Origin of the sequence: Herbaspirillum sp. 1173, from assembly GCF_031455335.1 — a bacterium.
Classification (GTDB): domain Bacteria; phylum Pseudomonadota; class Gammaproteobacteria; order Burkholderiales; family Burkholderiaceae_D; genus Herbaspirillum; species Herbaspirillum huttiense.
On the sequence record NZ_JAVDSP010000002.1, the window covers coordinates 394,342 to 420,399 of the forward strand.

Annotated in this window: 33 protein-coding genes; 10 read left to right on the forward strand and 23 right to left on the reverse strand. The window is 56.1% G+C overall.

From position 1 onward, the window contains the following. Positions 1–46: 46 nt before the first annotated feature. Positions 47–517, reverse strand: coding sequence for an Lrp/AsnC family transcriptional regulator (locus J2X56_RS09800; protein ID WP_209567419.1), 471 nt, complete (start codon positions 515–517; stop codon positions 47–49). Between the two features lie 108 nt (positions 518–625). On the opposite strand from J2X56_RS09800, the gene J2X56_RS09805 reads away from it, so the two are divergent. Beyond that, on the forward strand, positions 626–1,189 hold the full coding sequence (locus J2X56_RS09805) for an alpha/beta hydrolase (RefSeq protein ID WP_310160470.1): 564 nt from the start codon (positions 626–628) through the stop codon (positions 1,187–1,189). Positions 1,190–1,388: 199 nt separating this feature from the next. Here J2X56_RS09805 and J2X56_RS09810 read toward each other — a convergent pair whose 3' ends face one another. The 6 genes from J2X56_RS09810 to J2X56_RS09835 all read right to left on the reverse strand — a co-directional run bounded on the left by J2X56_RS09810 (position 1,389) and on the right by J2X56_RS09835 (position 5,758). Continuing rightward, positions 1,389–1,643: a hypothetical protein gene (locus tag J2X56_RS09810; RefSeq protein WP_134040300.1), complete on the reverse strand. Its 255-nt coding sequence runs from the start codon at positions 1,641–1,643 to the stop codon at positions 1,389–1,391. Between the two features lie 304 nt (positions 1,644–1,947). Beyond that, positions 1,948–2,127, reverse strand: a complete 180-nt coding sequence (locus J2X56_RS09815) for a hypothetical protein (RefSeq protein WP_134040302.1) — start codon at positions 2,125–2,127, stop codon at positions 1,948–1,950. Positions 2,128–2,220: 93 nt separating this feature from the next. Next, on the reverse strand, positions 2,221–2,925 hold the full coding sequence (locus tag J2X56_RS09820) for a hypothetical protein (RefSeq protein WP_310159883.1): 705 nt from the start codon (positions 2,923–2,925) through the stop codon (positions 2,221–2,223). 126 nt (positions 2,926–3,051) lie between these two features. Further along, the gene (locus tag J2X56_RS09825) at positions 3,052–3,717 is read right to left on the reverse strand and encodes a hypothetical protein (protein WP_134040306.1); all 666 of its coding nucleotides are present in this window, start codon (positions 3,715–3,717) and stop codon (positions 3,052–3,054) included. Positions 3,718–3,825: 108 nt separating this feature from the next. Next, complete coding sequence (locus J2X56_RS09830) at positions 3,826–5,100, reverse strand: hypothetical protein (protein ID WP_310159885.1); 1,275 nt, start codon at positions 5,098–5,100, stop codon at positions 3,826–3,828. Positions 5,101–5,191: 91 nt separating this feature from the next. Beyond that, a complete protein-coding gene (locus J2X56_RS09835) occupies positions 5,192–5,758 on the reverse strand; it encodes a hypothetical protein (protein ID WP_134136747.1) in 567 nt (188 codons plus the stop codon). A gap of 403 nt (positions 5,759–6,161) precedes the next feature. Here J2X56_RS09835 and J2X56_RS09840 point away from each other — a divergent pair, with 403 nt between their 5' ends. Continuing rightward, on the forward strand, positions 6,162–6,470 hold the full coding sequence (locus J2X56_RS09840) for an ATP-binding protein (RefSeq protein ID WP_310159889.1): 309 nt from the start codon (positions 6,162–6,164) through the stop codon (positions 6,468–6,470). On the opposite strand, the gene J2X56_RS09845 is transcribed toward J2X56_RS09840, so the two are convergent. Both J2X56_RS09845 and J2X56_RS09850 read right to left on the reverse strand, forming a co-directional pair. After that, complete coding sequence (locus tag J2X56_RS09845) at positions 6,372–6,953, reverse strand: hypothetical protein (RefSeq protein ID WP_134040312.1); 582 nt, start codon at positions 6,951–6,953, stop codon at positions 6,372–6,374. The two genes, J2X56_RS09840 and J2X56_RS09845, sit on opposite strands and share 99 nt — an antisense overlap. Before the next feature lie 200 nt (positions 6,954–7,153). Further along, positions 7,154–8,059, reverse strand: a complete 906-nt coding sequence (locus tag J2X56_RS09850) for a LysR family transcriptional regulator (RefSeq protein WP_121043201.1) — start codon at positions 8,057–8,059, stop codon at positions 7,154–7,156. A 102-nt stretch (positions 8,060–8,161) separates the two neighbouring features. On the opposite strand from J2X56_RS09850, the gene J2X56_RS09855 reads away from it, so the two are divergent. Together J2X56_RS09855 and J2X56_RS09860 are read left to right on the forward strand one after the other, a co-directional pair. Continuing rightward, a complete protein-coding gene (locus J2X56_RS09855; RefSeq protein WP_310159892.1) occupies positions 8,162–8,488 on the forward strand; it encodes a nuclear transport factor 2 family protein in 327 nt (108 codons plus the stop codon). Next, on the forward strand, positions 8,485–9,267 hold the full coding sequence (locus J2X56_RS09860) for an SDR family oxidoreductase (protein ID WP_121043205.1): 783 nt from the start codon (positions 8,485–8,487) through the stop codon (positions 9,265–9,267). Before J2X56_RS09855 ends, J2X56_RS09860 begins: the two co-directional genes overlap by 4 nt. Here J2X56_RS09860 and J2X56_RS09865 read toward each other — a convergent pair. From J2X56_RS09865 to J2X56_RS09885, 5 genes are all read right to left on the reverse strand, one after another. After that, positions 9,257–9,730 carry an energy transducer TonB gene (locus tag J2X56_RS09865; RefSeq protein ID WP_121043207.1) on the reverse strand — a complete coding sequence of 158 codons (474 nt, stop codon included), beginning with the start codon at positions 9,728–9,730 and terminating at the stop codon, positions 9,257–9,259. The two genes, J2X56_RS09860 and J2X56_RS09865, sit on opposite strands and share 11 nt — an antisense overlap. Positions 9,731–9,819: 89 nt before the next feature. After that, a complete protein-coding gene (locus J2X56_RS09870; RefSeq protein WP_083859584.1) occupies positions 9,820–10,056 on the reverse strand; it encodes a hypothetical protein in 237 nt (78 codons plus the stop codon). 91 nt (positions 10,057–10,147) lie between these two features. Then, positions 10,148–10,801 (reverse strand): hypothetical protein, encoded by a 654-nt coding sequence (locus J2X56_RS09875; RefSeq protein ID WP_121043209.1) that lies wholly within the window; start codon positions 10,799–10,801, stop codon positions 10,148–10,150. Positions 10,802–10,921: 120 nt separating this feature from the next. Then, the gene (locus J2X56_RS09880) at positions 10,922–11,602 is read right to left on the reverse strand and encodes a hypothetical protein (protein ID WP_121043211.1); all 681 of its coding nucleotides are present in this window, start codon (positions 11,600–11,602) and stop codon (positions 10,922–10,924) included. 268 nt (positions 11,603–11,870) lie between these two features. Then, positions 11,871–13,493, reverse strand: coding sequence for a methyl-accepting chemotaxis protein (locus J2X56_RS09885; RefSeq protein ID WP_310159899.1), 1,623 nt, complete (start codon positions 13,491–13,493; stop codon positions 11,871–11,873). Positions 13,494–13,912: 419 nt separating this feature from the next. On the opposite strand from J2X56_RS09885, the gene J2X56_RS09890 reads away from it, so the two are divergent. After that, positions 13,913–14,596 (forward strand): hypothetical protein, encoded by a 684-nt coding sequence (locus tag J2X56_RS09890; protein ID WP_310159901.1) that lies wholly within the window; start codon positions 13,913–13,915, stop codon positions 14,594–14,596. Between the two features lie 383 nt (positions 14,597–14,979). Here J2X56_RS09890 and J2X56_RS09895 read toward each other — a convergent pair whose 3' ends face one another. Together J2X56_RS09895 and J2X56_RS09900 are read right to left on the reverse strand one after the other, a co-directional pair. After that, positions 14,980–15,546, reverse strand: a complete 567-nt coding sequence (locus tag J2X56_RS09895; RefSeq protein WP_121043217.1) for a hypothetical protein — start codon at positions 15,544–15,546, stop codon at positions 14,980–14,982. Positions 15,547–15,626: 80 nt separating this feature from the next. After that, entirely contained in the window at positions 15,627–15,968 is a 342-nt protein-coding gene (locus tag J2X56_RS09900) for a hypothetical protein (protein ID WP_121043219.1), read from the reverse strand. Positions 15,969–16,208: 240 nt separating this feature from the next. Here J2X56_RS09900 and J2X56_RS09905 point away from each other — a divergent pair, with 240 nt between their 5' ends. Next, positions 16,209–17,399 carry a tetrahydrodipicolinate N-succinyltransferase N-terminal domain-containing protein gene (locus tag J2X56_RS09905; RefSeq protein ID WP_134136745.1) on the forward strand — a complete coding sequence of 397 codons (1,191 nt, stop codon included), beginning with the start codon at positions 16,209–16,211 and terminating at the stop codon, positions 17,397–17,399. A 193-nt stretch (positions 17,400–17,592) separates the two neighbouring features. On the opposite strand, the gene J2X56_RS09910 is transcribed toward J2X56_RS09905, so the two are convergent. The 4 genes from J2X56_RS09910 to J2X56_RS09925 all read right to left on the reverse strand — a co-directional run bounded on the left by J2X56_RS09910 (position 17,593) and on the right by J2X56_RS09925 (position 21,039). Beyond that, a complete protein-coding gene (locus J2X56_RS09910) occupies positions 17,593–18,516 on the reverse strand; it encodes an SGNH/GDSL hydrolase family protein (RefSeq protein WP_310159906.1) in 924 nt (307 codons plus the stop codon). Between the two features lie 369 nt (positions 18,517–18,885). Next, complete coding sequence (locus J2X56_RS09915) at positions 18,886–19,371, reverse strand: low molecular weight protein tyrosine phosphatase family protein (RefSeq protein ID WP_227022752.1); 486 nt, start codon at positions 19,369–19,371, stop codon at positions 18,886–18,888. Positions 19,372–19,395: 24 nt separating this feature from the next. Then, on the reverse strand, positions 19,396–19,986 hold the full coding sequence (locus tag J2X56_RS09920) for a hypothetical protein (RefSeq protein WP_121043225.1): 591 nt from the start codon (positions 19,984–19,986) through the stop codon (positions 19,396–19,398). A 129-nt stretch (positions 19,987–20,115) separates the two neighbouring features. Then, a complete protein-coding gene (locus tag J2X56_RS09925) occupies positions 20,116–21,039 on the reverse strand; it encodes a DNA/RNA non-specific endonuclease (protein WP_121043227.1) in 924 nt (307 codons plus the stop codon). Positions 21,040–21,271: 232 nt separating this feature from the next. On the opposite strand from J2X56_RS09925, the gene J2X56_RS09930 reads away from it, so the two are divergent. Continuing rightward, the gene (locus J2X56_RS09930) at positions 21,272–22,606 is read left to right on the forward strand and encodes a PAS domain-containing methyl-accepting chemotaxis protein (RefSeq protein WP_310159910.1); all 1,335 of its coding nucleotides are present in this window, start codon (positions 21,272–21,274) and stop codon (positions 22,604–22,606) included. A gap of 208 nt (positions 22,607–22,814) precedes the next feature. Further along, on the forward strand, positions 22,815–23,051 hold the full coding sequence (locus tag J2X56_RS09935) for a hypothetical protein (RefSeq protein WP_039784455.1): 237 nt from the start codon (positions 22,815–22,817) through the stop codon (positions 23,049–23,051). A gap of 14 nt (positions 23,052–23,065) precedes the next feature. On the opposite strand, the gene J2X56_RS09940 is transcribed toward J2X56_RS09935, so the two are convergent. Beyond that, positions 23,066–23,692 (reverse strand): LysE family translocator, encoded by a 627-nt coding sequence (locus tag J2X56_RS09940; RefSeq protein WP_121043231.1) that lies wholly within the window; start codon positions 23,690–23,692, stop codon positions 23,066–23,068. A gap of 225 nt (positions 23,693–23,917) precedes the next feature. On the opposite strand from J2X56_RS09940, the gene J2X56_RS09945 reads away from it, so the two are divergent. Both J2X56_RS09945 and J2X56_RS09950 read left to right on the forward strand, forming a co-directional pair. Then, positions 23,918–24,295: a response regulator gene (locus tag J2X56_RS09945; RefSeq protein ID WP_121043233.1), complete on the forward strand. Its 378-nt coding sequence runs from the start codon at positions 23,918–23,920 to the stop codon at positions 24,293–24,295. Positions 24,296–24,496: 201 nt separating this feature from the next. Then, positions 24,497–24,799, forward strand: coding sequence for a hypothetical protein (locus J2X56_RS09950; protein WP_034333405.1), 303 nt, complete (start codon positions 24,497–24,499; stop codon positions 24,797–24,799). Positions 24,800–24,889: 90 nt separating this feature from the next. Here the strand turns inward: J2X56_RS09950 and J2X56_RS09955 are convergent, their stop codons facing one another. Together J2X56_RS09955 and J2X56_RS09960 are read right to left on the reverse strand one after the other, a co-directional pair. After that, positions 24,890–25,075 carry a hypothetical protein gene (locus J2X56_RS09955; RefSeq protein ID WP_227022751.1) on the reverse strand — a complete coding sequence of 62 codons (186 nt, stop codon included), beginning with the start codon at positions 25,073–25,075 and terminating at the stop codon, positions 24,890–24,892. Between the two features lie 202 nt (positions 25,076–25,277). Next, positions 25,278–26,018 carry a hypothetical protein gene (locus J2X56_RS09960; protein ID WP_134136740.1) on the reverse strand — a complete coding sequence of 247 codons (741 nt, stop codon included), beginning with the start codon at positions 26,016–26,018 and terminating at the stop codon, positions 25,278–25,280. Positions 26,019–26,058: the final 40 nt, after the last annotated feature.

Sequence of the window (26,058 nt, forward strand, 5' to 3'; positions counted from 1 at the left end):
GCTGACTGGGATCATATTCACCACAGACCTCAATCGCAAAGATGATTCAAGCCCTTGAAACGATAACTTTCGACGGGTAACTTGCCAGAATTACTGAAGTGGTAACTGGCCCAAACCGTGCCAGCACATCGATAGCAGCTTCCAGCTGTGCCATCTCTTGAACCACGACACGCACAATGAAGCAATCTTCCCCAGTTATGCGGTGCGCATCAATAATCTCTGGCATCGCCTCAAAGGCAGCCAAGCAGCGTTTGATCTCCGCGTGAGTGGTACGAATCCGCACCATTGCGGAGATATTGTGGCCCACCAGGCGGGAATTTATTCTTGTCGTGTAGCCTTCAATAACACCTCGGTCTTCTAATTTTTTTATGCGTGCCGTGATGGCCGGTTGAGATAAACCAATCTGCTTTCCCAGCTCAGTATTACTAATGCGCGCATTGTGTTGAAGCGCCTCTAAGATGCGCCAGTCCAGGCGGTCTAATGCCTCCGCTTTAATTTCATTTGCCGAGTTCATCATCTTTCGTTAATTCATTGATTCAATGCCACCAATTCATTCGAATGTCGATGTTGCCCTAGTTCCGGCCTCAATACAATGAGCGCTGTTTCATCAATGGAGATTGCGCAAATGCATCATTCCGTCCTTGTGGTTCCCGGTATTGGCAATTCTGGCCCTTCTCACTGGCAGAGCTTATGGCAGTCCTCGCATCCGAATTGGCGGCGCCTCATAGTCGGAAATTGGGACAAAGTAGAATGCGACGACTGGGTATCTGCCCTGGAACGACAACTTGTCAATGCTCCTGCAAACACCCTGCTGGTTGCACATAGCCTTGGATGTCTAGCGGTGGCACATTGGGCCGAACAATCGGGGAAGAAGATTGGTGGAGCCTTGCTGGTCGCAGTTCCCGATCCAGCGGCACCTTCATTTCCACGTGGCTCGGCGCATGGATTCTCACCTTTACCTCTGGTTCCCTTAAGGTTTCCGTCAGTCGTCGTCTGCAGCGCCGACGATCCCTACGGTAGCGTGGAACACGGCCGAGAATGCGCCAATGCCTGGGGCAGCGAGTTCGTCGAGGTTGGAGCGAAGGGACACCTAAATGCGGAAAGCAACCTAGGCGCTTGGCCGGAAGGACTTAATTTGCTCGCAAGATTGTCCACTTCCATCGATTGCGGCAGAGGGACGCTAAAGTAAATATGCTCATCAAGGAAAGAGAATTCCAGTTGCGTTTCCAATCGAACAAAGCCCAATACGGGCCTGTGACGCGACCAGCCTCTAAAGGTTAGAGCACTGTCGAACATTTAGAGGTTGTTCATTTGCGGACATTCACCAGCGGCCTGCATGTCAACTCCTGGCCGATAGCGGAATAAATGCGAAGTTGGTCCGGGCAATCCTACTTGGCCCGTATCTCGTCGGAGACGAAGCCGAGGTCGCAGACGGAACAATAATAACCCTCAACAAATTGCTCCAGAGGTGCATCGCTGATTTTCTCTGGATTGCATTCATCCACTGCGAGTTGATCCTTGCGCTTATACCCAGCGCGCTCCTCTAAAAATAGGGCCTTTGGACTCGCTCGACCAATGAGGACTGTTTTCTTACGGACATGCGTGTTTGAGCAGCATTTTGGACAGGTATCAGTATTTTTCATCGCAATATCCTCCCAGACTTGAGTGCTTTCCATCACAGATATTGTCCGATTGCGGATGCAACGCATCGCACTTTATCATCGCTGCCGCTGACCATAGGGATGTACGTCTCGCTTTTCGCCCTTATTGCGTTGACTTGTTGAACGACCGCTTCTGGCCGATTACGAACAATAAAATGCTGCGGACCAAATCACATCAATGATTTGGTGAGAACGATCTGTACACAAGAACTTTCCGGCAAGTCCTTCGCGATACGTTGCAACCCTGCATATAGCCGAGGATTTGGCTTTGCGAACTCATCTACATTCATGAATTCAATTTGACACGGTCCAGGCCAGCCTGGGCCGCCAGCAGACACCGCATCCCATACGCTTCCAAATTCCGCCCAAAGATATTTGAACCTTCAGGCTGAACCGCTTTGCAATAAAGGCTCCAGAAGTCGTCATCTGTTTCTACCGCGGCGCAGTCCAGAATGATTTTTTTCATGCTTCTTGGAATATGAAAGAGTCTGCTTCTGACAGCGGCTTCAACCAAGAGCAGTCAACAGATCAATACGCACGAGATAGTATCAAGCCTTCATCAGGAGTAAATAATTGTCACCACGCCAAAATAGATGAAGAGAAGTATTCCAGGCAGATGAAACCATGAAAATTTGTATCCGAACAGAATTGAAATTTTCTTCTTTTTCGCCTCTGCGGGAATCTGAGCCGGCTTGACAGGCGGCACGATCTCAGATGGCCATGTGAATGGCAAATCGTTGTCCAAGGGAGGCCACGATTCAAAACGATGAGCGTAAGCGTCAAAATTGAATTCTTCAAAATGAGCAAGCTCTTGCATGGCCACTTCAACGGCAGCATCCCCATTGACGCTTACTGCATCACCATCCGCACGAAGATATCCGCCGGTTTCTTTTGCAAGGATTGCCATCGCCAACATCTGCATCACCCCCGCCGCCGGACTTCGGCCTGCAGATGTCCTGGATCCGGCCACATAGCTACAGGGACTTCCAACCCCAAGCCGCGTGCGCCGTTTTTTCCCGCGCCCACCGAGGGGGGAGACACCGTAACCAAACGCGACCAGCAAGGGGACGTCCGGCTCCAGTCTGCATATGCGTGAGGGGGTACCGGTGATTTTCAAATATAGAGCACCGACTGGAGGAGACTCTGTTAAAACAAATTCCGGATGAAGTTCGACACCGAAGCCCAGGTCCGCAAAAGCCTGAACGAAGCGAAGATTGAGGTCATCCGTTTCTGGCCCTAAGAATGTCTGAATACTGATACTCATTGCAGAGGAATTTAGTCAGAAAAAATTAAGACGACTTGGACGAAAGTTGAATTCCACGAGGAAATCTAGTCCAGTCTACTTCTGGCCGATTGCCGACTTAGACAAGACTAGCTATTACGCCCGGTACTAGTCTTTCCAAAACTGCCACCAATGCCTCTTCTTTTCCATGGCTTTGAAGAAGTAGCAGCTTGGTTCAAGATTAGTGTCCCAGGGACAGACGCCGAAGTTTCCAACCATACCTTCTTCCAGAATGCGTTTGGTAAGGAAGTATTCGGGCACTTCAATCTCTCGATTACCTTGAAAATATATTTTCTGCCACTCTTCCCTTGGACAGTCGTCCTCTTCTAGATAGAAGTTTGCCGATAGCCAGTTACGTTCAAAGTCTTTTGCTGTGCCGTACTCAATGAGTGCCTGTCGATTTGCACTACCAACGGTTTGCAGTCGAGAGCGCGTTCTTTTACCGCCTTCAAAGAAGGCGTATCCATAGCTGCCACCGGAATCATAATGACAGAAGGCCATGAACAGATGAGGAGAGCCGAGTCTACGATACGTTTGAGTAACGTCAGTCTGAGGGAATTCGAGGAGATCCCAGACGAGGTCGTTATTGCAGACAAAATATGCGTCTTCAAAGCGTTGGACCATGACATCACCTGGATGTCGAATGTCGAACTGGCCAATATCGGGATGCTCAATCTGTACGACCTTGGTGCCGAACAAACCTGAAACAAATGATTCGATATCAACCAAAGGTTCTAACGGTCTAAATACGATTCCCGCTTGCGCTATGCCCATCACTCGATTTGCTTTCGATAGAACAAAAAAGGTTGAGGTGCCACCGTAAGTGAATTCGCGCCCGTACTCGCTCTATGTAACGGTCGCGTCCGATGCATGAATTTTCGCTTACTTGCTGATGGTGAATTCCGGATAGGTCATGGAATCATTTCCCTCCTTGGTCTGAATAGCCAGGCCAAGGTCTTGCAGGAAGGCGAATTCAGTGCGTCTACCGTTGGCGAACGTGCAGTCGAGCAGCACGGCCGATCCAGTCAAGGTCGCGTTGATGTCTGAGGCGGATATTGTTTGTGCGATCTTGCAGGTTTGCTTGCTGGCCTCAGAGGCGCGCTTGGGGGGGCTGCCACTTTGCATCGCACTCTCGAACGTCAAGGTCTCGCCCGCAGCCAGGGTGGCAGGAAGGGTGAGCGTCAGGTCGGTTGTCAGAGCTGGTCGGCCCGATGCAGCGACCCTGTTGATATAGATCTCGGCGCGCAGCTGCTGCAGGCCGGCAAAGGAGACTCGGTCTACGTAGAAAGTGCCGGAGTAGTGTTCGCGGATATGCAGCAGACCATTCACGTTTTCAACCTCCTTGAGCATCGTGAAGGGCTTTTTCCCGTGATAGGAGAGTTGCATGGATATCTTGCTGAAACGTGGACGCCATATCGAGGCTTGAGGTGCCGCAGCATCAATAGCGGCCAGCACATTCGAGGGCGGGTCCGACTCCTCTGGCTCTTGTGATGAAAGCGGTGGCAGATCATCCGAGCCAACGTCGGGCCGTTCGGTCTTGAGAACGGCGGCAGTCACTGCACCTTGCAGCGAACATGAAACGCGCGTGGCATGCTTGTTGTTCTCCATTCTTTCGATGATGAATGCGCGTTCGATGGTGTTTTTCTGCGGCACGCTGCTTGAACCCGTTTTGATGGCGATCCAGTCAGAGCTACCGATCTTCACCTCCGTGCGGGCGTAGTCTGTTCCGTCGGGGTGGAGGCGATCAGCGTTACTCACCATCGGCCGCAACTTGCCGATGACCTCTGCAACGGTGCCGTCGACGATGAATCCCCAGTAGTAATAGCGTCCCAATTCCTGAAGGTCGGTTATCTCATCGAAATAACCCAGCAGCTTGATGTCACCCACAGTGACTGGGGCGGCGAAGTTGACCTGATTGTCGGGGGCGTTCTTGCGATCCTTGACTTTGATACAAGCGAGTTCGTCCTTTCGTTCCAGCGCGGGCAACACCTGGCTCGCCGCAGCATCCTTCGCGAGTACGCGGAAGAAGCTGCTGTTGCAGGCGGTGAACTCGCGCATGGTCTGTTCTGCCATTTGCGCCGTGGCCGGCAAGGCCATCATGGCGATACTTGCAAGCATGGCTGCGCGTGCCGCCTGCATGAGGTTTCTGCGTTTCATCTAATCTTTCCCCTGTCTTTATTTCTACATCGGCGTCTCGTTTCGAGTGCATTGCCCCCAATGCAGCAAGAGACTGTATTTCACCTTGTTACTACTTCGGGCAGCCCGGAACGCCAAAACGCGTCGGGTTCACGCCAACCTGCTTGATGGGTACCGGCTTCAGGCCTTCCGTCTCGTCCAGCTCCAGGACGTAGACCATGCATACTTCCGTACTGGTCGTTTTCTCACCGGACCACCAGGATTTGCTCTTGCCCGTTTCGTAGCGCTTGTCGCTTGTCACCAGATAATGCGCATCCTTCCTGGGTTCGAATCGGAGGTTGATCGTGCAGGCGCGCGCGGAAGCGTTGCGGCCGATCTGGCGGTAATACCGCAGGAGTTGCGGGCTCCCCGCCGGGATCTTCAAGGTCTTGGGCGCAGGCGGCGTTTGCGGCAGATCGCGCACGTTGCCGCTCGCGTACAGCGTCGGAAATTCCAGGCATCCATCCTCGTCGGCACGGCCATAGGAGAGACTGGATTCGCCATATTCATTGCCCAAGGCGATGGTGAGCGTTGCGCTAGCCTGGTCCGGCAAGGGTTCCTTGTACGGCTGGACGCTACCACATGCGGATACCAGGAGTGTGGTGGCGGTAATGAGGGAAACTGGATAGACGTTCTTCACGATCTGTGGCTTGGTTAATTGAAATGCGACAAGCGACCGTGCAGATACTGATCATCTTGCCGAGTGGCAAGATGTTAATTGATGCTCGGTGATTTTTGTAAATTTTCTTTAATTGCGAGAATTTATTGTGTGATTCCTGTCGTGTTTAGCATCACCGTACGATAGCTGGCACGCGTGATCTCGAGCAGTTCACCTGGCGACCAACAGGTCTGCAATTGCGAGAGCCGCCAGTGGACGCGACGTACGCTGAATACCCACTTGAACTCATCCTCAGTATTACGCGGATATTTTTTCGTGCCTGTATCAGGCCGATAGCGGACAGGGCAAACGTTATCAGGGTCGGCGACGACGCATTCAACACCGAAAAATCCGCTCCGCAATTGCAAATCGAGGGGCATCCTTATTGGCCTCCAAGCAAGGTGGGAGCATGGGGCTTGGGCTCTATATCGTTCGCGAGGTGGCCAGTGCGCATGGCGGATCAGTTGCCGTCCGCTCTTCCGCGGACGAGGGGACGACATTCACCATCCGCCTCCCGAAAGATCAATCCAGAAGCGAAACAGTTGGCAAGAGCAGCTCTAGCCCAAAGTTAAATTTTCTGATGTGTCTGGACTACTTACTTATCCGTCGAGAAGACGGACACATCAGTAATCCGTTCGCCTTGAGGATTAACGGCATGTCCCTGCGCGAGCTTGATAATTCCTTCACGATATAGGCTGTTGAGGATATCACCGGCCAGCTTCTCCGAGCGCAGCAGCGGTTGGTCGCTGTTGATACTGACTTGCGTACGCCCTCCCCAAATCTTGGCCTGTTTCTGGAAGTCGAACAACGTCAAATCGTAATGCACCCAACATCTTCCGGATTGCGACTGGGAGAATTCGCTGGCTTCAATACGAATCTCATACCTGGTATCCGTTCTGCGAGCGTTGTTGGTCTCGACCTTGGCGACCTTGATCCCGTTGATCTTCAACGTATTCGGCACGCGCGCCAACATCGCCGGCACGTATTTGTAGCGATATGCATCGACGTCTTTGGGCGCTGCAAACCTGGCTTGCCCGATGTCTCCCAACAGCAGCCTGAGCGTGACGGTATCAATGACCTCATCCGGTTGTGCGAACTTCTGCGACTTGTCGGCCGTGGCCGTGCAGCCGGCGAGCGCGATAAACAAACCTAGTACCAGCGATCTGCGCAAATTCATTTTTCCCCCATGCATTGATTGAGCCCATAACATTAGCAGAGCACCTACCTTTACTGTCTTGGTATGGACCCGAGCAACAGAATATTTTTCATGCGGCACTTTTGGTCGTACAGGCAAGGCGGAATACGACAGTCAGAGTACTTCATGCCCAACCAGTTCGGTCGCTTGTCTGCGCCAGCCATCGACCCGCGAGCTCGCTATCAATCGTCTGTATGACGATCCAGCAAACAATCAATGAACGCCCCAAGCAGCGCCGGCCGATGCCGCCTGTTCGGATAATAGAGAAACAATCCTGGCCGCGATATCGACCAATCCGCCAGCACCTGGACCAACCGTCCCTGGGCCAGCAGTTCATCCACGCCATCTCGCTCAAAGTGATAAGCAATGCCAAGTCCGTCCAGCGCTGCCGCAATGCCGATGTCAGCATGATTGGTCACGACGGGCCCCTCCACCGGGACCTCGACTTGCCGGCCTCGTTTCTTGAACTCCCAGCGATAGTGCCTGCCGTCCGTCTGCAGGCGCCAGTTGATGCACGTATGCGCATGCAGATCCGCAGGGGACCTGGGTGTCCCCCGGCGCGCGAGGTAGTCCGGAGAAGCCACGGCAACCATCTTCAGGTCAGAAGTCAGGCGGATGGCCACCATGTCCTTCTCGACCCGGTTACCCACGCGGATCCCCGCATCGAAGCGGCCCGCCACGATGTCGGCCAGCGTATCGTCAACCACGATGTCGAGGACCACGCCAGGGTTCGCCTGATGAAAGCGCGCCAGCCGAGGCGCAATGACGGTTCTCGCGGCAATCCCCAACGTGTTGATGCGCAGCGTCCCGCTCATTTTTCCTGTCGCCTCGCTTGCCTCTGCGACGGCGGCAGCCATTTCCCGAAACAGGGGAGCCACGCGACTGTAGAGCAGCTCTCCACTGGCCGAGGGCGCGACGCTGCGCGTGGTGCGATTCAGAAGACGGGCGCCGATGCGTTCTTCGAGCTGCCGGATGGTCTGGCTCAGTGCCGACGGCGACAGGCCCAGATGCTCCGCCGCGCGCACAAAACTCTGGCGCTCCACCACGGCCACGAATGCCTTCAGTTCGTTAAAATCGGATCCGCGCATTATGTATTTTTTACTACATAGTTCATCAAGATTAAGGGATATTAACTAAATTCACTTTGACGCGCATCCTGTGGCCTTACTGACCGTATGGAGCCAACCAACGTGAACACCCTGATCCTGCCCCCACCCATCGCTGCGTACTTCGCGGCCGAACACAACCCTGAAGCGCTGGCGCGCTGCTTCACGGCGCAGGCCGTCATGAAAGATGACGGCCACACCTACACCGGAGTCGCGGCGATCACGGCCTTCCTGGCCAAGGCATCGGCCCAGTACGGTGCGACCAGCGTGCCACTGGACATCCAGCAGGAGGACGGCTTCCAACGCGTTCGCGCCAACGTCGCCGGCAACTTCCCCCGGAGCCCGATTGTGCTGTCCTACCGCTTTGGCCTCGAACGAGGCCTGATCGCATCGCTGGAGATCACGGCATGAGATTTGACCTTTACCTGAGCGGCCTGCGCGCCGTGGTGACCGGCGGCACCCTGGGTCTCGGCGCCGCAGTTGTCAGAACCCTCGCGCAGGCTGGCGCACGGGTGGCCACATCGGCCCGTAGCTTGCCCCGGCATCCGGCCGAGGGCGTCACCTACGTCGCGGCCGACCTGTCCACGGCAGAGGGCACGCGGCATTTTTCCGAGACGGTGTTGAAGCAATGGGGGAGCGTGGATATCCTGATCAACGTGCTCGGCGGATCGAAGACACCCGGGGGCGGTTTCGCCGCAATCAGTGATGAGCACTGGTTCGCCGAACTCAACCTGAACCTGATGCCGGCCGTGCGCATGGACCGTGCGCTGTTGCCGGGCATGCTGGACCAAGGGTCGGGGGTCATCATTCACGTCAGCTCCATCCAGCGCGTGCTGCCTTTGCCCGAATCAACGACCGCCTATGCCGCCGCAAAAGCGGCCCTCTCGACCTATAGCAAGGCACTGGCCAGAGAGGTAACCCCCAAGGGAGTTCGCGTGCTCAGCGTTGCACCTGGCTGGATCGAAACCGAGGCTTCGGTAGCATTTGCGCAGCGTACGGCTGCGCATGCCGGCACAGACTACGAGGGCGGCAAAAAAATCATCATGGAGTGGCTGGGAGGTATTCCCGCAGGACGGCCAGCGAAACCCGATGAGGTCGCTGATCTGATCGCTTTCCTGGCATCCCCGAGATCCGCGTCGATCGCCGGGACCGAGGTTCGGATAGACGGTGGTACTGTTCCTACCGTATAGGCTGCTGAAGGAGCCGGCGCGGCGGCAGCAAGCCTTCTGGGGCTTGCTGTCCTCTTTTGAATTTAGTGAGTGGCGCCGCCGGTGGTGCGGGCTCATGGTCCAGACGAAAATTGATGGTCTGCGCCGTTGTATGTTCCTGAGCGATCCCTCCACACATCATCTGCGGATAAATTCTCGAGCCAATTGCGCGTGCGGCTTCGGCATCAAGATCCTGATATCCCGACGTCGATAAAATCGTCATTGCGGAAACTTTGCCATCGCCGTCGATGGTGAACTGGATGCGCACGCTTCCCTCTCGCTCCTCTTGACGCGCCTGCGGTGGATATATGATCGCAGGCATCCCTTCACGGATCGTCGCTGCTTCCCAGCGTATTTCGTCTGCCTTTGTACATACGGACGTTGATTGCGCCGCAGCCGAACCAGCAATCAATGTGAGGATAAAGCCAATGACGGCATATCTCATTTGATTCAAATTCCCCGAATTATTATTTATTACTCAAGTTGAATTGGACTGCTTTCGTTCCGACATTGTCAGCTTCCAACCAATTGTCGTCATGCTGGTTTCGGCAACGGACTACCATCTTCAAAAACACCTGGTTCAGTACGTGCCATGAGAACCAGTTTCTCCATCAGCGGAAATGGCAGCTCGTCTGTAAAAAGAGAGACTTTCAGCGAATGATCAGCGTCACATCGGAAGACTTCGGCAAGGACTTTGCCGATGGGATCTACCAGTTCCAAACCCAGGCCATCGCGGATAACGTCCGACGCTATTTGAAACCGATATTCCATACTGCCCTTTCCAAAGATTGCTGACGTCCGTTACTGGCGGGAAGCAGGCCATTGAGAGCAATCATGAAAGGAAGCGCGCGCATCCATTGATTCATTTGACCGGCACGATGACGATGGGCTGGATCTCTCTAATTGCCTCTCCACCACCTCCCCATGTTCCGAGAGGCAGCAGCCTGATCTCCGTGCGGTCGGCAAATTGTGGATACTTCTTCTTGATGATGGGCAAGTCCCGATCCTGGCGATCCCTGATCTCAGGAGAGGCGTCTGCCACTATCGTAAGGCCAATGATGTTTTTCCCCTCGGCGAGGTTCAGGTGCAGATTGCCAATGTATTGAACCTTGCCGGCTGCCACATGAAATTCCAGCGGGACCATCTTCGCTGATGGCGAAAGGATATATCCGGCGTTCCGAACCAGGCGCCATGACGAAATGGTATGCCTGCCAGCGGGTAATGAAATGGCAAGGACCTGCCCATAACTATCCTTGAACTGACTTCCCATGCGAATCGTCGCGTACTCAGGAAGCGCCTCCAGACGCCTGGGCGGAACAGGTGCGCCGGGCATGCCTTCGTCAAGGTAAAACATGGCCTGAAAATTTCGGGATCCGGCGCGATCAAATGAAACCGAGACGATAACGATGCCTTCATCCGGATTGTTCTCCAGCGAAAAATCGCGATCCACGTTCGATACGGCACAAGCAGTCAGGAATATGGCCAGCAGGCATATAAAGATGCTTTTGTGAGACATGATACTTTTCCCCCTTGGATTTTTGTCGGGGAACTGTAGCAGAAAATCAGCCTGACCTCATCCAGCTTGCTCATCTTGCGGTCGGTTCCTTGAAGTCTCCTGTCGACCGATTGCGGACGCTCAGCTCGAGCATCCAGCCTTCATCTTCAAATCCTTCACACCCTCCCTGAAACTTGCATATTCACGCGGCAAGATGATCTTCCGCTGGGGATCGTGCTGAATTCGGACATCATCAGCATGAAGGCTTTCATCGAACGCCGTACAAGTTGCGTCCTTATTGCCTTGTGCATAATGTGTAAGTGCAATGTTCACGTAAAGATTGGGAATAATGTCGACCAGTCCAGCTTCTCTCGCCAAGGCTGTTGCCCGTTCAAAATAAAGTAATGCCGCGCTCAAACGATTGTCGAAGCTGACCTCTTTGTCCCTGAATCCGTATTGCAGATAGTGTTGCTTTGATCCGCTCACGGCCGCTGACCTCAAGAACAGTCCATAAACACGTTGCCCCTCGACCAGTCCCGCGACATCATGCTTTTCCTTATAAATGGCGATGGCATCGATGATCATCGGTTCAGCCGCAAGTGGACGGTTGTGATTCTCAAAGAGATCTTGAGCAATTTTTAATTTGCTTGCGGGATCATCAACCTTCGGCACCAACGCAGCAGCGCACGACGCCAAAAGCAGAACAGCGGCACAAGCCATGCAGAGTGTGCGAATTTTCAATTTTTTCCCCATGATAATTTTTATGGTCCGCTTCTGCCCGATTGCGGACATGGCAAACTTTATCAGGATCGGCGATGACATTCGCATTCCAACACGAAAAATTCGCCACGCAATTCGAGATCGAGGGCGTACTTATTGGCGTTGTGGGCCGTCGGCTTTTTGAATTGCGGAGCGAAATCTCTCCAACCTGATCTATTGATTTATATAATTCCGCTGGCAGATTCGCGATCAGTAGATCGACGGTTTGATTCCGCCCATCAGCACCAGAACAAAAAGCGGCCTGCAGTAATGCAGGCCGCTTTTTGTTCTGCCCGCGCCAAGCGGGCGATCTGCCATGTTTTCGGTCTTGTCAGCGCAGTGCCACGGCTCTGACAGCCGCTACCTTGTTTCTTCCAATGCCGGTGACCGTAGCGAAACCTTTTGCATCATCGAGCTTGAATGTGGACACCAATCCAGCCAATTCTCCCGCCTGCTCCATCATCGCATTCGCAGCAGCAGCGGCCTCTTCGACCAACGCAGAATTCTGTTGAGTCGCTTCGTCCATGTGGGTGATGGCGAGATTGACTTGAGTGATTCCGTGACTCTGCTCCTGGCTCGCATGGGAAATTTCCGCCACCACATCGGTCACTCGCTTGACACTGGTGACCACATTTTCCATGGTCATCCCGGCTTGTTCGACCAGGCTGCTTCCCTGGGCAATCTGCGCTACGGAATCATTGATCAGTTCGGTGATCTCTTTTGCCGCCGTAGCGCTCCTTTGTGCCAGGCTACGGACCTCCGATGCAACGACAGCAAAGCCGCGCCCCTGCTCACCGGCCCTTGCTGCCTCGACGGCAGCATTCAATGCCAGGATATTCGTCTGGAACGCAATTCCGTCAATCACGCTGATGATGTCCACGATCTTTCGTGAGGAAGCATTGATACCTTCCATTGTGCTGACCACCTTGCCGACCACCTCGCCCCCTTGGGTGGCGACGTCCGAAGCCGATACCGCCAGCTCGCTTGCCTGCTTGGCGTTATCAGCATTTTGCTTCACGGTGGACATCAGTTCTTCCATCGCCGAAGCGGTCTCTTCCAAGGCACCTGCCTGTTGCTCAGTACGCGCAGACAAATCCAGATTGCCAGTCGCGATCTCGGTGGATGCCTGCTCGATGGCGTGGGTGCCCTCTCTCACCCTGCCCACGATGCCAACCAGGCTGTCGCGCATCTTCTTGATAGCAAACAGCAAGCTGGTGGTGTCGCCCGCCTTCACGTTCACCTCAGAAGTCAGATCACCGGCCGCGATCTGCTGTGCAATATCTGCTGCATAGGCAGGCTCTCCCCCCAGCTGCCTCAACAGGCCGCGTGTAATCGCGAATGCGACAAGGGCCGAGATGAGTGCCACGATGATGGTCAAGACCGCAACCACTACAGACGCCTTGGACGCCATGGCGATAGTGTCCTCATGTGCCTTGTCGTTCTCGGCGTCCACCTCAGCGATGAGCTTGTTGATATCGAGTACGATCTGGCGGCGCAGCGGACTACATTCGTTGACCAGGAAGTCACGAAATTCTTCCGACTTTCCACCTTCACGATAGATACGCGGCCGCTTCAACTCCTCGGCCATCTGCAACAGACCGGCACGCACCTTTTCAAAACCTTTGTTGCCCGCAAAATGCGGCTCCATGTCTTTGAGCGCCTTCAGATAGAGCTGTTTTTGCTCATCAACGATGGCCAGCTCCTTCTGCGCATCCGCATCGGTTCTGAAGACATAGGCGTTGCGCGCGGCAAGGCCTGTCTGATCGAGAGCCTCCCGTGCAAGGTACAGCGGCAGCAATCGCTCATCCTGAACTGCGTCCGCCGCCTTGATGGACACAGTCAGCGAATTGATGCTGCTCAGTGCTATTCCAGCGAGCAAAAACGTCAGCATCAAAAGCGCTGCGAACGCTAACGCCAGCTTGGTTCCAATCTTCATATTTCTGAGCGCGGTCATTGTTTCCCCTTTGGGTTAAATACGAGCATTTTTAATTGATCAATCCAAACGGGAATTAATCTGTACCGCCTCGAAATATAAAGTAGACCGAAATTATTAGATTTAGGGATTTTCCTTAGAAGGTCGCGTTGTGGTTTGATACACAAAATAAAGCGAGTAGTAACCCGATTTCATTGACGATGTGCCTATACTCGCTGGCTCTGTTTGTGAAACGTGGGAATAAGCAGCATCCGGTCCAACCGAATACAACAGCTAACCGGATCCGGCACGATACAACGGACACTCAGGCCGTTTCTGAGAAATGCGGGCAAAAATCACGCTTGCTCACGCGATTGAAGACTCGGTCTTTTTTCATACTGCTTGAACAAATGTCTTCTACGTGGGTTCAGCCACGCACTACCTATCAAGGAATCAATACCATGATGATTTCCGGCAACCAGGCTTCAGCGGCCATAGCCGCTCCGCAACCCTCGTCCGGCTATCAGACAACGCCGGAGCCAAAGAAGGAACAGGAGACAGAGTCAAGCAAAGTCACTATTTCTTCTGCCGCCTTGGAGAAAGCCACGCAAAGCGAAACACAGACTGATGAGCTTGCAAGTCAGTATCGTTTGAGTGGTCCCGCCACTCTTGTCAGTGCCCTCAATCCCGTTGTTTATAAGATGCCGGAAGCCCTCATAAGGGAAATGGAGGTGCGGGGCAAAGAGGAAGCTGTCCGCAACGCAATGAGCGCACAGTACGCAAACGAACACCAATACCAAACTATCGGGCAGGTTCTGGTGGACGGGAAATTATTCGCCGAAGTGAATGATGCTGGCGGCTATGGGTCGATACAAAATGCCATTCCCCGGCTCAGTGACTCACCTTTGAGTCCGCGGGAGCGCGTTGAAGAGATAGCCCAAGCCTTGAAAGGCAAGGGAAAAGTAGAAGTCAGGTATGCCGATTTTGTGCCAGGCCTGGGAGGCTGGGGTGGCCCGGGAGCACCTGACACAATGCTTTCGCCCTTCACGGCGCGAAGCCTTCACGACATCTTCGCAGAGGCAATCCAAGGGGCAGAGCGTATGCGCTCTTCAACATTGCAAGCAGCGAAGTCCAGCACGTTGTAGACACCAATCATTGGGGCGCAAGCTCAACAATCAGTCGCCTGCCACAAAATAATTCATTTTCCAGCCTTCTTGCGTTTTCCCGAACCCTGCACGGCAGCCGCCCGCCGTTCCTGAGCCAGAGGATCCCGGCCTCCCGCCCCAGGAAGACACCAGCGTGAAACCTTCGACAGTGCAAAGTGGAGACAATCTTCACTCAAAGAAACAACACCAATTTGAACGCCCCATAGGGGCGGTCACGAAGAGACCTCCCAGATAGATCTTGAGGTAGCGCCGAGAATTGCCTTCAATACGATCACCCAGCCACCTTGATCCATCAGCAAACGAGATCGAGAGATCCAAAACCGCACCCCGCACGTTTCACGCGTAATGTCTGAATGTGTTCATCAATGGAAAACAATGGCCCCATCGTGCGCACACATGGAAAACGCTTTCTTCCAGTTGTCATACGATTCCCGGAAATAATTTTCCGCATGTTCCCTGGCTTGATCGGCGTAGCGCATGAAATCTTTATAAATCTTCTTGCAGACGACCGGACCAATGACTCCCTCAGCATCAGAAAAATTGATGAGTTCCCAAAACGGTCCGCTCTTCAGATTCCATGCAGTCGCATCGTAGCGAAGCTCTGTTTTCCCGTTGAACACATGAGAACTCTGTTGGTAGCCTGCCAGTTTTGCCAACTCATTGCGCCAATGGTTATACCCCGAGTAAGTACCTGCCCGGAATTCGAAGTCTGATTTGAATGCATAAACTTTGCCCGCTTCCAGTCCTTCAAAACGCTCCGGGAAGTCGCTCGGAAACAATATTATTTGATTCTGCGCAACGGGAACGCCATCAGCGCTCAGTACGGGAGATTTTACCATGGTCAGGTTTTCATAAGCGGTGATATCCAACCCCGCCTGTGCAGATGCTGTGGTCAGCGAAAAAACTAAAAAGATGAATATGATCTTCATGGTTGGTCGAATGGATGTTTCGCCACATTGTGATTTTCCGGGCGAATCGATGAAGGCCAACTGTCTTGGGACGGATCAGATCAGGAGTACTCAATTGCGATCATATGCACACTCTGACCATGGTCGATCAATACCGCGGCAATCCAGAGCAATATGATAACGCTCCAGACAGCGAACGCCGTCCGCTTCTCATGGACATGCCGGATGATCAGATAAAGCGTCGCAAAGTTCGCCACCGCAAACACCAGCAGGATTGGCCAAATGGCAAAAACAATGAAGAAGGCGTCGCCGGGACCTCCGGGTGTATTCTCTTCTCCCTTGGCAGGCCAAAGCGTCGAAGCCAGGTACAAGTAGAACCCGATACCAATGAGATTGACGATGGCCCACTTCGCTAGTGCAGGCAATTTCTGCAGCCGTATCATGCGAGGCCTTCTCCTGTTGGACTGACTTCAAACCGATCCCGGCCATCACGGCGCGCCCCTCCCCCGCTCCGACCGCAGTTCTGGCTCCAGATACAAAGGGTAAAGGGCAGCAAGGATGCGGCCATGGGAAGCAATACCGGGCCACCCTACTTCAACAACGCCCTCCACAACCCGAACCGACGCTAAAATAGCGCTCCCAACGCGCTATAACACTCAAGAAGCATTTCTCAGCAGAAACCCATGAACCAACCACAATCCACCTATCCCGCCACCGTAGACGCTTTCAAACAGGTCGTCGAAGACTTCAAGGCCAGCGCCGGCTACAAGGAGCCGCTGCTGTTCGCCGTCGGCAGCCGCGTCTTTACCGGCAATGGCACCCTGGCCTCCGTGCGCTATCCGGTCGTCAATGGCCCTGGCCAGAATACGGCAAGCGCAGCGATCTGGATGAAAGTGCTGGGGGTGACCCCGGCCGGCGTGCAGAATATCACGGTGTCCGCCGCCCAATTGACCGAGATCCTGGCCTATTTTGCCCCGTTCAAGAACGACGGCAAGTATCACGGCAACGTCATCGCGCTGGAACAAGCGCTGGAAGCCACCAAGTCCGGCCCGGCCAATCGCGTGGTCATCACCTTCATCTTCGATGACATCGATCCCCAGGGCGTGGAAGACAGTACCCTCAAGCTGTATGGCCTGAGCCATCGCTGCTTCAAGCCCAACCAGCTGAACCTGACCAAGGTGTTCACCAAGCTGCCCAATGTGGCCTGGATTGGCGATACCCCGATGGACGCCGAGGAAGTCGAGCAGTCCCTGATGTCGGCCGCTTTCGGCGATGGCAGCTTCGCACCGCACATGGTCGACAAGTTCCCACTGTATGTCCACCGCATCAATTCCCTGAAAATGGGCGTGCGCATCACCGATCAGCACAAGGTTCGCCTGGGTGCCTACCTCGGTGAGGGCACCACGCTGATGCCGGGTGCCAGCTACATCAATTTCAATGCAGGGACCGAAGGCGCTTCCATGGTGGAAGGCCGCATCAGCTCCTCCGTGCTGGTCGGTGCCGGTACCGACATCGGCGGCGGCGCGTCCACGCTGGGTGTGCTCTCCGGCGGCAACAACGTGTTCATCTCCCTGGGCCGCAACTGCCTGCTGGAAGTCAATTCCGCGCTGGGCATTCCGGTCGGTGATGCCGTCATCGTCGCGGCCGAAACCGCGGTCATGGCGTCGTCCCGCGTCTCGGTGCAGATTGAAGGCCACCCGCTGAACGGCAAGGTGGTCAAGGCCGCAGAGCTGGCCGGCATCAATGCAGCGACGTTCCGCCGCAACGACGTCACCGGCGCCCTCGAAGTGCTGCGTACCGGCCGCAATATCGACTTCGCGAAAAAGCTGGAAGATGGCGAAGACATCCTGAACAGCGATCTGCACAAGAACTGACAGTCGCCCCGTCGGAAACTTCAGTACATGAAAAAAGCTCCTTGATCAGGAGCTTTTTTCTTGGGCATCTCGCTGTGGCGACCTGCAGAGGTGGTCCGCCGGTGTTCATTGGCTGCGCCGCATGCAACGCTGCAAGATCGCAGTCTGCCTCCATTGGTTGTGTGAAGAGAGATTTGCCATCAAGCAGCGAGCATCAGGTCCGCCTTTTCTGACAGGAGTTTGCCGCCTGCCCCAATGCAGGCCTGCGTCCGTACGAGAAGAGGCCATGCCAGACGCCATCGCGCAGCACCGCATGAGCATCGCCCCGCGCCAGCGCGATGAGATTGCGCCTCAACAGCAGATCCCTGAGCCTGCCCTGCATGAATTTTCCGATCAGCGCATAGCCTTCCTGGTTGGGATGGATGCCGTCAGGCATGAAGTTCCTGAGCTGACCGGAAGGAATGCGCGCAGAAAGATACTGCTGAACATCGATGAGGCTGATGCCGTTTTTGCGGGCGATATCACGCATGATTTGCGCATAGTCCGCAACCTTCGTGAGCCTGGATGGGTTCGGTGTCTGCAGGAAGACTTCCAGGTTGTTGTCCCTTGAAATACGAATCAGGGTTTCCAGATTGTCTGCATAGGTCTTCTCGTCCAAGGTCAGGCTGTCGTTGATTCCGTAATTGAAAATCACGATGTCGGCGCAGTCGCCTTGCGCAGCCTGCTCCCACGGATGGCCGGAAAAATGGCCATTGAGCATCGTAGCCGTGGACTCGCCGCTGACCGAGACATTGCGAATGACCACCCCGGCGAGATGAATGAATGCCTGAGGAGGTTGCGATACCACGCGGATGTCGGAAGCATTTTTGGCCAGCAACCCTCCATCAATGCCCAGGCCGGTAGAGTCTCCACGGAGCTCGATGACCACCGGTTCGGCACGCACTTGAGCCGCATGGAACAGCCCGGCGACAAGCGCCAGCTTGCACAGCATCACGGCGGCCCGTCGCAGGAAGCTAATATTTTTAATACCATTTATATGGTTTCCATTGCGTCCCTGCATACGGATTTCATCGTTGTTGCCAGCGCGCGCCGTGCAATGAAAGACAGGCAACGGATAACGGAACAGAGAAGCGATCATCTGCCTGACCAGACCGGGTAGTCCTCTGCGCATACGGAATATTGAGAAATGGGTAGGTGCGTGCTCGCAAATCACAGGAATGCACTCCCGACCAGACATGCCGGAAGCCAATCCCTCATCGCACGCATCAGTCCGTGGACTGGACCTCTTGCCCTCTTGACGATGCGTACCTACGGATCGTCGCACATTGCTCTGACAAATCACTGACCTGGCCCAGTCAGTACTACTGGTCATGGCCGACCGCGGACAGGCAAGGTCCCCGAACATGGCAAACATGTCGTGATGGTGCAGGCAGGATTTTGCCATGTGCTTGCATCACTGCCATTGGCAGATGGTGAACGTCACGCCGAACGTGCCGTCGCCGGTCAGTCAGCGGTCCTGCTCCAGCATCAGAATTGCCGGCACCGCCTGCTGCAGCAGCGTGATCAGTTCCGGATCCATGTACTTGTAATCGTCCGGAATATCGAGCACATGGACCGGTTTGAACTCAAGCAAACGAGTGTATTCGGCCTTGAGCCGTGAGCGATGCTTTTCTTCCATCACCAGAATCACGTCAGCCCAGCGCAGATCACTCTCGGACACGTGGTGTCGTGCATTCGGGCTGGTTCCGCCAGAGCGCACGTTCAGTTGCGGATGATTGCGCCAGACGGTTTCCGCAGTGGGACTTCGCCACTGATTCCTGCTGCACACGAAAAGCACATTGATCCGCTCACCCGTCTCCGACGCGGCACTTTTTCTCAGTTCCGCATCGGAAACTCTCGGGTACTCCATCCCAAGCTGCTTCGCCCGGGCAAGCTTGGTCGACCTGGTGTACAGGACCTTCCAGTTCTTCTCTCTCTTTTCGTCATTCTTCATCGGATGATCGCGCTCACCAGCAACTCAGCGACAGACCTGGTCTGACAAGGATTTCACGGTATCCATCGCGGATCTCATGGCTTCAACCTCGCCGCCGCGCGGTCGCACGTAGGTCGCCCGCACCTTCATGAACCGCTTCTCCATCGGCAGAACCCACAAGAAGGAGGCGTAATCGTCGCTGCCTTCATGCCAGATCATCATGGCACCGTTGCCACGCTTGTTCTCACCGCCGAGCGGCAGGGAGGCCGGACCTCCCATCTGGAGTTTGCTGCCAGGATGCACAGACAGAATTTCCCTGGCCGCCTCGATGGCTTCCTTGACGTCTTCCTCGTCACCGTCGGCCACTCTGTCATACAGAAAAAAAGTGACGGCCAGACGATTCTCGTCCTTGTTGTAGCCGGCCAGCAAAGTGTTGCGGTGTGCACGATGTTGGGCGATCACGGCGTCGGGAAACGACACCCGCTGAAGACCGTCGACGGCAGCGGGTGCACACAGTTGCGGCTCACCTGCATCGCCCTTGCAGGCATCGCATGAAGCCGATGCGTGCGCCATCGACACGAACGGCACGTTAACCAGAAAGGCTGCGAGGAGGGTCCGTTTCAAGCTGCTTTTCATTTTTATCCTTGAAGCTCATTGAAAATGCGCGGATGGTGGCAATACCGTCGGTCTCGTTGGAAAGACGTCCGGCCTGCATCACCCGCTCGCGGCCACCCGCAACTTTAGCAGGAGATGGGACCGACGTGCTCAACCCCGTCCCGCCCCCTGCCCCAGCAAGCGCAACCCGGTCTTCCGCACGAAGTCCTCATAAGTGATCGGCGCTCCCACCTCGGTATCAGCGCGATTGGCCTGTATATACGCCCATGACCTGCCCGTGCTGGCGTCAACCACCAGCTTGAACAAGCGGGCCGGGACGGCAATCTGGCCCCGCCCGATCGTGGCCGGTGCCGCATCGAAGAGCGGCCCGGTGAACACGAAAACATCCCCGCTTGCCCGCATCACGTACTTGCGCGTATCCCGTTCGATCTTGGACCAGGGCCCGGAATTGTTCCTCGGATTCTGCGGGACCATGTTGGCCAGCGAAAAACTCTGGGCCATCGCCTCCGGTGTGGACATGTCGCCGGCCGGCGCCATGTGGCCGCGCGCATACCCCGATCCCCGGTAGTCGTCCAGTTCCGCGCGCTCGGCGCGCGGCAGCCGCGCCTCCGGGTAGAAGCGGTCCGTGCGATGCTGCTCGCGCGCATGCAGAAGAGCGGTCCGGTTCAGCCGCTCGGCTACCACGAAGGGCGTCTTGGTCTGACTGTTGTAGAGCACCGCAAACGCGCTGAAACACAATTCCCGCAAATGCGCACCCGCAGGCAATTGCGGCGGCTGCGCGCCGGGGAAGAACTGCGGACATTGCGCAAAACGCGCAACCGTGTGCCCCGGCTCGGCCTGCCGCACCGGGGCAGGCGCGCTCTCGGCCGGCAATTCGAGGTGCGGCAGACTGAAGCGCTCGCGCAGGCCATCCGTCAGGTGCGGGTTGATGACGCAACTGGCGATGCCGAAGACAAGGATCGTCGTGCTGGTGAAGGAAATCAGAAAGCGACTGAATGATCCCAGTCCCTTCTGCCTGCTTTTTTTGGAGGTGGCCCGCTTGCGGGGTGCTGCCTTTTTCTGTCTTGTTACCATGCTGGCCGCATGTTAACCCGAGTCGACTATTTGTTGCCAGTTCATCAGGAAATCCCCGATGGATTTCTCCCTCGCGACTCATAGAATGGGAAGCGAAATCGGGGCAGGTCCCGCGTGGCATGAGATAACGATAGTCCTGCCTCGGCTGACGTCCCCAACAATAAAACCGGACGCATCTCGTCGACGGCGATGAGATGCGTTTCAAGAACATTTCCAGGATCAGGCGCCCATCATGGCTTTCTTCGACTCGCTCTCGTTTTTCTCACGTCTCAGCAAACGCAAGGCCGACATGCTGGGTCAACTGGCCGCCATCGACAAGGCGCTGGCAGTCATCGAATTCACGCTGGATGGCAAGATCATCAAGGCCAACAAGAATTTTCTCGATCTCATGGGCTACACGCTGGAAGAGATCAAAGGCCGGCACCATCGCATCTTCGTCGCCGAGGAAGAGCGCAACGCGCCTGCCTATGCGCAGTTCTGGCAGAAACTGGGGCGCGGTGAATACGACCAGCGCCTCTACCGCCGCATCACAAAATCCGGACACGAGGTCTGGATCCAGGCGACCTACAATCCCATCATCGATGCCATGGGACGCCCCTTCAAGATCGTCAAGTACGCGCGCGACGTCACGCAGCAGCAGCTGCAGGCCGCCGATTTCTCCGGACAGATCACCGCCATCAACAAGGTGCGCGCGGTGATCGAGTTTGATGTGAATGGCAACATCCTGCACGCCAACAACAACTTCCTGCGCGCGGTCGGTTATTCCCTGTCCGAAATCGTGGGCAAGCATCACGCCATCTTCGTCGAGCCCGCCGAGCGCGCCTCGGCGCACTACCAGGAATTCTGGAAGCGGCTGGCGGCCGGCCAATACGATGCCGGCTTGTATCGCCGCGTGAAAAAGAATGGCGATGCGCTCTGGCTGCAGGCCAACTACAACCCCATCTTCGACATGGACGGGCGGGTCTTCAAGGTGGTCAAGTACGCCACCGACGTGAGCATCCAGACCCAGGCCACGCAGACCCTGCAGGCCGCCGTGGGCGGGCTGTCCGAAGCGCTGAGCACGGGCTCGGCCAGCGCGCAGCAGGCCAACGATCTGGTCAAGGCCACCTCCTCCATCGCGGAACAAGGCGGCGTGGTCATGCAGGAGGTCGTCAACAAGATGGCCGCCATCAACGCCAGTGCCGCCAAGATCACCGAGATCATCGGCGTGATCGACGAAATCACCTTCCGTACCAATCTGCTGGCCCTGAACGCGGCCGTCGAAGCGGCCCGGGCCGGCGAACATGGCCGCGGTTTTGCCGTGGTGGCCGGCGAGGTGCGCAGCCTGGCGCAGCGCACGGCGGCCTCGGCCAGCGAAATCAAGACGCTCATCAGCGGCTCGGTCAATGAAGCAAGACAAGGTACCGAGCTGGTCATGAATGCCGGCAAGACCATGAGCACCATGGTCAACTCCATCAACGACATCACCGGCATCATCGAGACCATCAGCACCTCCGCGAACGACCAGATCAATGAGATCGGGCAGGTCAACGAAGCGGTGAGCCAGCTGCAGGTGCTGATGAAATAAGTGCCACCCGGCTACGGCAGCGCCCGCCGCCACACGCGCACTCGTGCAGTGCCGCAGCTTGTATGGATCATGTCTGCTGGACCCGCCTGCGTCGCCTTGGTTAGAATGCACAGGACACTGTTACGGAAACAGTGACTCGCCTCTGCTACTTTCAGATTCGCAAAGCTGGCACCGGATTTTTCTTCCAGCGATTCAAATGGTCGACATCATGGATTGGGTCCCAATCGTCTTCATCATCTTCAAGGTTGCCGTGCTCGGCATCGGCATGTTCTACGCCATCAAGTGGCATTACGATCAGGGCAAGAAGGGCAAGCAGGCCGAGCGCAACGCGGTGCTGCGCGCCAGCGGGAAAGTGGCAGCGCTGTTCGTGATCTCGCTGCTGGTGCTGGGAGTGGCAACCTTTTTCATCTCCAGGATGATGGGGCTGGAGCTGAGCTTCTCCTGACGCCCCGCAGTCCCTCAGGCTGCCGGCCGCTTGGCCAATGCCAGCAAGGTCCCGAAGAAGATCATCATGCCGCCGCTGATGCGGTTCATCCAGCGCAGACCGCGCGCATTCTGCATCAGTCCGGAGAGGCGCGTGCCGGCGTAGGCATAGGCGGCGATGGCGACCACCTCCAGCGCCAGGAAAATCGCGCCCAGGGTCAGGAAACTGGATAAATAATTTTCCGGTACCACGAACTGCGGGAAGAATGCCGTAAAGACCAGGATGGCCTTGGGATTGCCGATGGCGACCAGAAACTCCTTGCGCACATAACCGGCAATACTGCGCTGCTGCGGCTCAAGCGGCTGGCCGCCCAGCTCCACCCTGGCGAAAAACAGTTTGCAGCCCAGCCAGATCAGATAGGCCGCCCCCAGCACCTTGACCACCGTAAAGGCCATCTGCGAGGCCATCAGCAGTGCGCCCATGCCCACCGCTGCCACCCCTATCATCAGCGCGAAGGCCACCAGCCGGCCGGCCGCTGCCAGCAAGGCCGGGCGCAGACCGTGATGGGCGCCGATGGTAATGGAGAGCAGATTGTTGGGGCCGAAGGCCATGTTCAGTGCAAAACACGAGGGAATGAACAGCAGCAGGCTTTCCAGAGACATCGCGGCTCCTTGGCAGATGAGGGCGACGCGTCGCGTCACCGGAGCCTGTATTCTAGCGGCACGCCACCTGACGCGCAGGTGACGCGCATATTCTTACGAGGATGTCAGCGCGATTTTCCCGCGATACAGGAATTGACTGATGCAACCATGATCATTTCGGTCACATAATCGCGGAGCCGTTCGTTCTGATCTCAGGACGCAGCCCATCCACCCGGAGATCGCTTCATGAATCCGAGCAGTCACGCTCGTACCCTGCTGATCGTTGAAGACAACAAGGATGTCAGAAACATTTTTGCAGAAGTCTTTCAAGGCGTCGGCTATCACGTGCTCGAAGCCGGCAACGGGGAAGAGGCGCTGGCACTGATGGCCCATGAGCACACCGCAGTCAGCGTGGTCCTCACTGACCTGCGCATGCCGGTGATGGATGGCCTGGAACTGGCGACCCGCATCAAGGGCGATGAACGCTTCTCGTCCATTCCGGTGGTACTGCTCAGTGCCACTCCCATGAGCAATTCCTGGCAGGCACTCGAAGTGTTCTCCGCCCTGCTCACCAAACCCTGTTCCTTCGAACACCTGCTGTCCACCATCGAATCCGTGCAGTAAGTCCGTGCAGAACGCCCATGCTCTGCACCCGCAGAGTGATGACAGGCGCCCGTCGGCCAAGCTGATGTATTGCATTGGAGACGCGTCCGACAGTCACAGCCGACAGGATCAAGGGAGCTTGGCCGATGTCTGCGGCGGAGCCAGGGGACGATGATGTAGTTACTGCGCACAAGCGCAGGGCATTCATCAAGGAGTGACATCATGTCGAATCAGAATCAAGGCAACAGCCGCGGTGGTTCCCACGAACAGCACGTCCAGGCAGGCCAGCAAAGCCACAAGAATGACCAGCAGAACCAGAGCAGCAGCGGCTCCGGCCAGCAGCAAGGTGGCAACACCCGGGGCGGCTCGCATGAACAGCACGTACAAGCCGGCCAGCAGAGCCACAAGAACGACCAGCAGAACCAGAGCAGCAGTGGCTCCGGCCAGCAACAAGGCGATTCGAGCCGCGGCGGTTCACATGAACAGCACGTGAAGGCGGGACAGCAGAGTCACAAGAACAGCTGACAGCAACGCTGATCACGCTGCCTTCCCGGGCAGGCCCGGACACGCTCTCCAGGAGATGGAGCGCGCGTCCGGGCCTTTTTCATTACGGTTTCAATGCAAGGCAGCGTGGGATTCGTCGCCCGCTGTCGACTCGACCCTCGCCGGCAGGCTCTGCATCGCCGGCTTGCGCGAAAGCACACGCCACAGAAATACTCCGGTCAACGCCATGCCGACCACGACATAAGCCGCATAGAACGCAGCGAGATAGCTGCCGTAGTGCAGAAGGGACTGGATCATGGCCATGCTTCCTTGAGATGGAAAGGTCGATGCAATGGCGTGATCTTATGTTTTATATCATTTCGCGAATATCAGGAAATTTCCTAGTTGTGTCGCGCGCACGCCATTGATGAGCTATTCGATAGTCCACGATCAAACTCGACAATAAGCAATCTCCGAAAGACGGCGCATACCTTCGTTCAGCTCCACCCGTCTGCGGAGTTCAACGCTTCCAGAACATCCACCACGGCGATGGCGCGGGCAACGCAGCAATCGCCCCGGCGGGCTGTTCCGGGTGCGGTGGCTGCGCCAGTTCGGGCGGCCAGCGCGTGGCCCCGTTGGCCGAACCGGCCAATGTCCAGCTGGCCACCTCGCTGATTGCCAGCTCTTCGTACAGGCCGGCCAGGTCATGCAGCAAGGGGCTCATCTGCCACGCCTGCCGCTCATCCATCACGGCCAGTTCCTGATACGCGGCGCGCAGCTGCTGCTCAAGCTGGCCCCCATCGGACATGACGTCCAGCTCTTCCGTGTTCACCACGATGTTGCGCCGGGGTTCGGCTTCCAGGCGCGCGATCCAGTCCTCATACAAGGCGTGGCGCTCCTCGCCCAGCACCGGACGCAGCATCGCCGAGCGCTGGCGCAGACGGGCGATGCCCGCCAGACGTTCGCACCCCAGGTAGGCAAACGGACGCGGCGCATCCTCATCGACCTCCTCGTACTCATCATCATCGTACTCATCATCGTCCCCCGGACCTTCAGGGCCTTGCTTGCCACTGTGCTCGCCCTCGGTGGCAGGGCCGGACGAGACGTGAATATCGTCCCCGGAAAACAGGCACATCCAGAACAAGGGAAGGCGCGCGGTGGCCTCGTATTCGGTACCGATCATGGTAAAGAATTCGTCGGCCTGTTCCTCCGTAGGCATACCCTCGAAGTCGGTGCAGTAGAGATAGACGCGATTGCCCATGTGATTCCCCTGAGAATGGCAGGACGACAGGCGGCGCTGC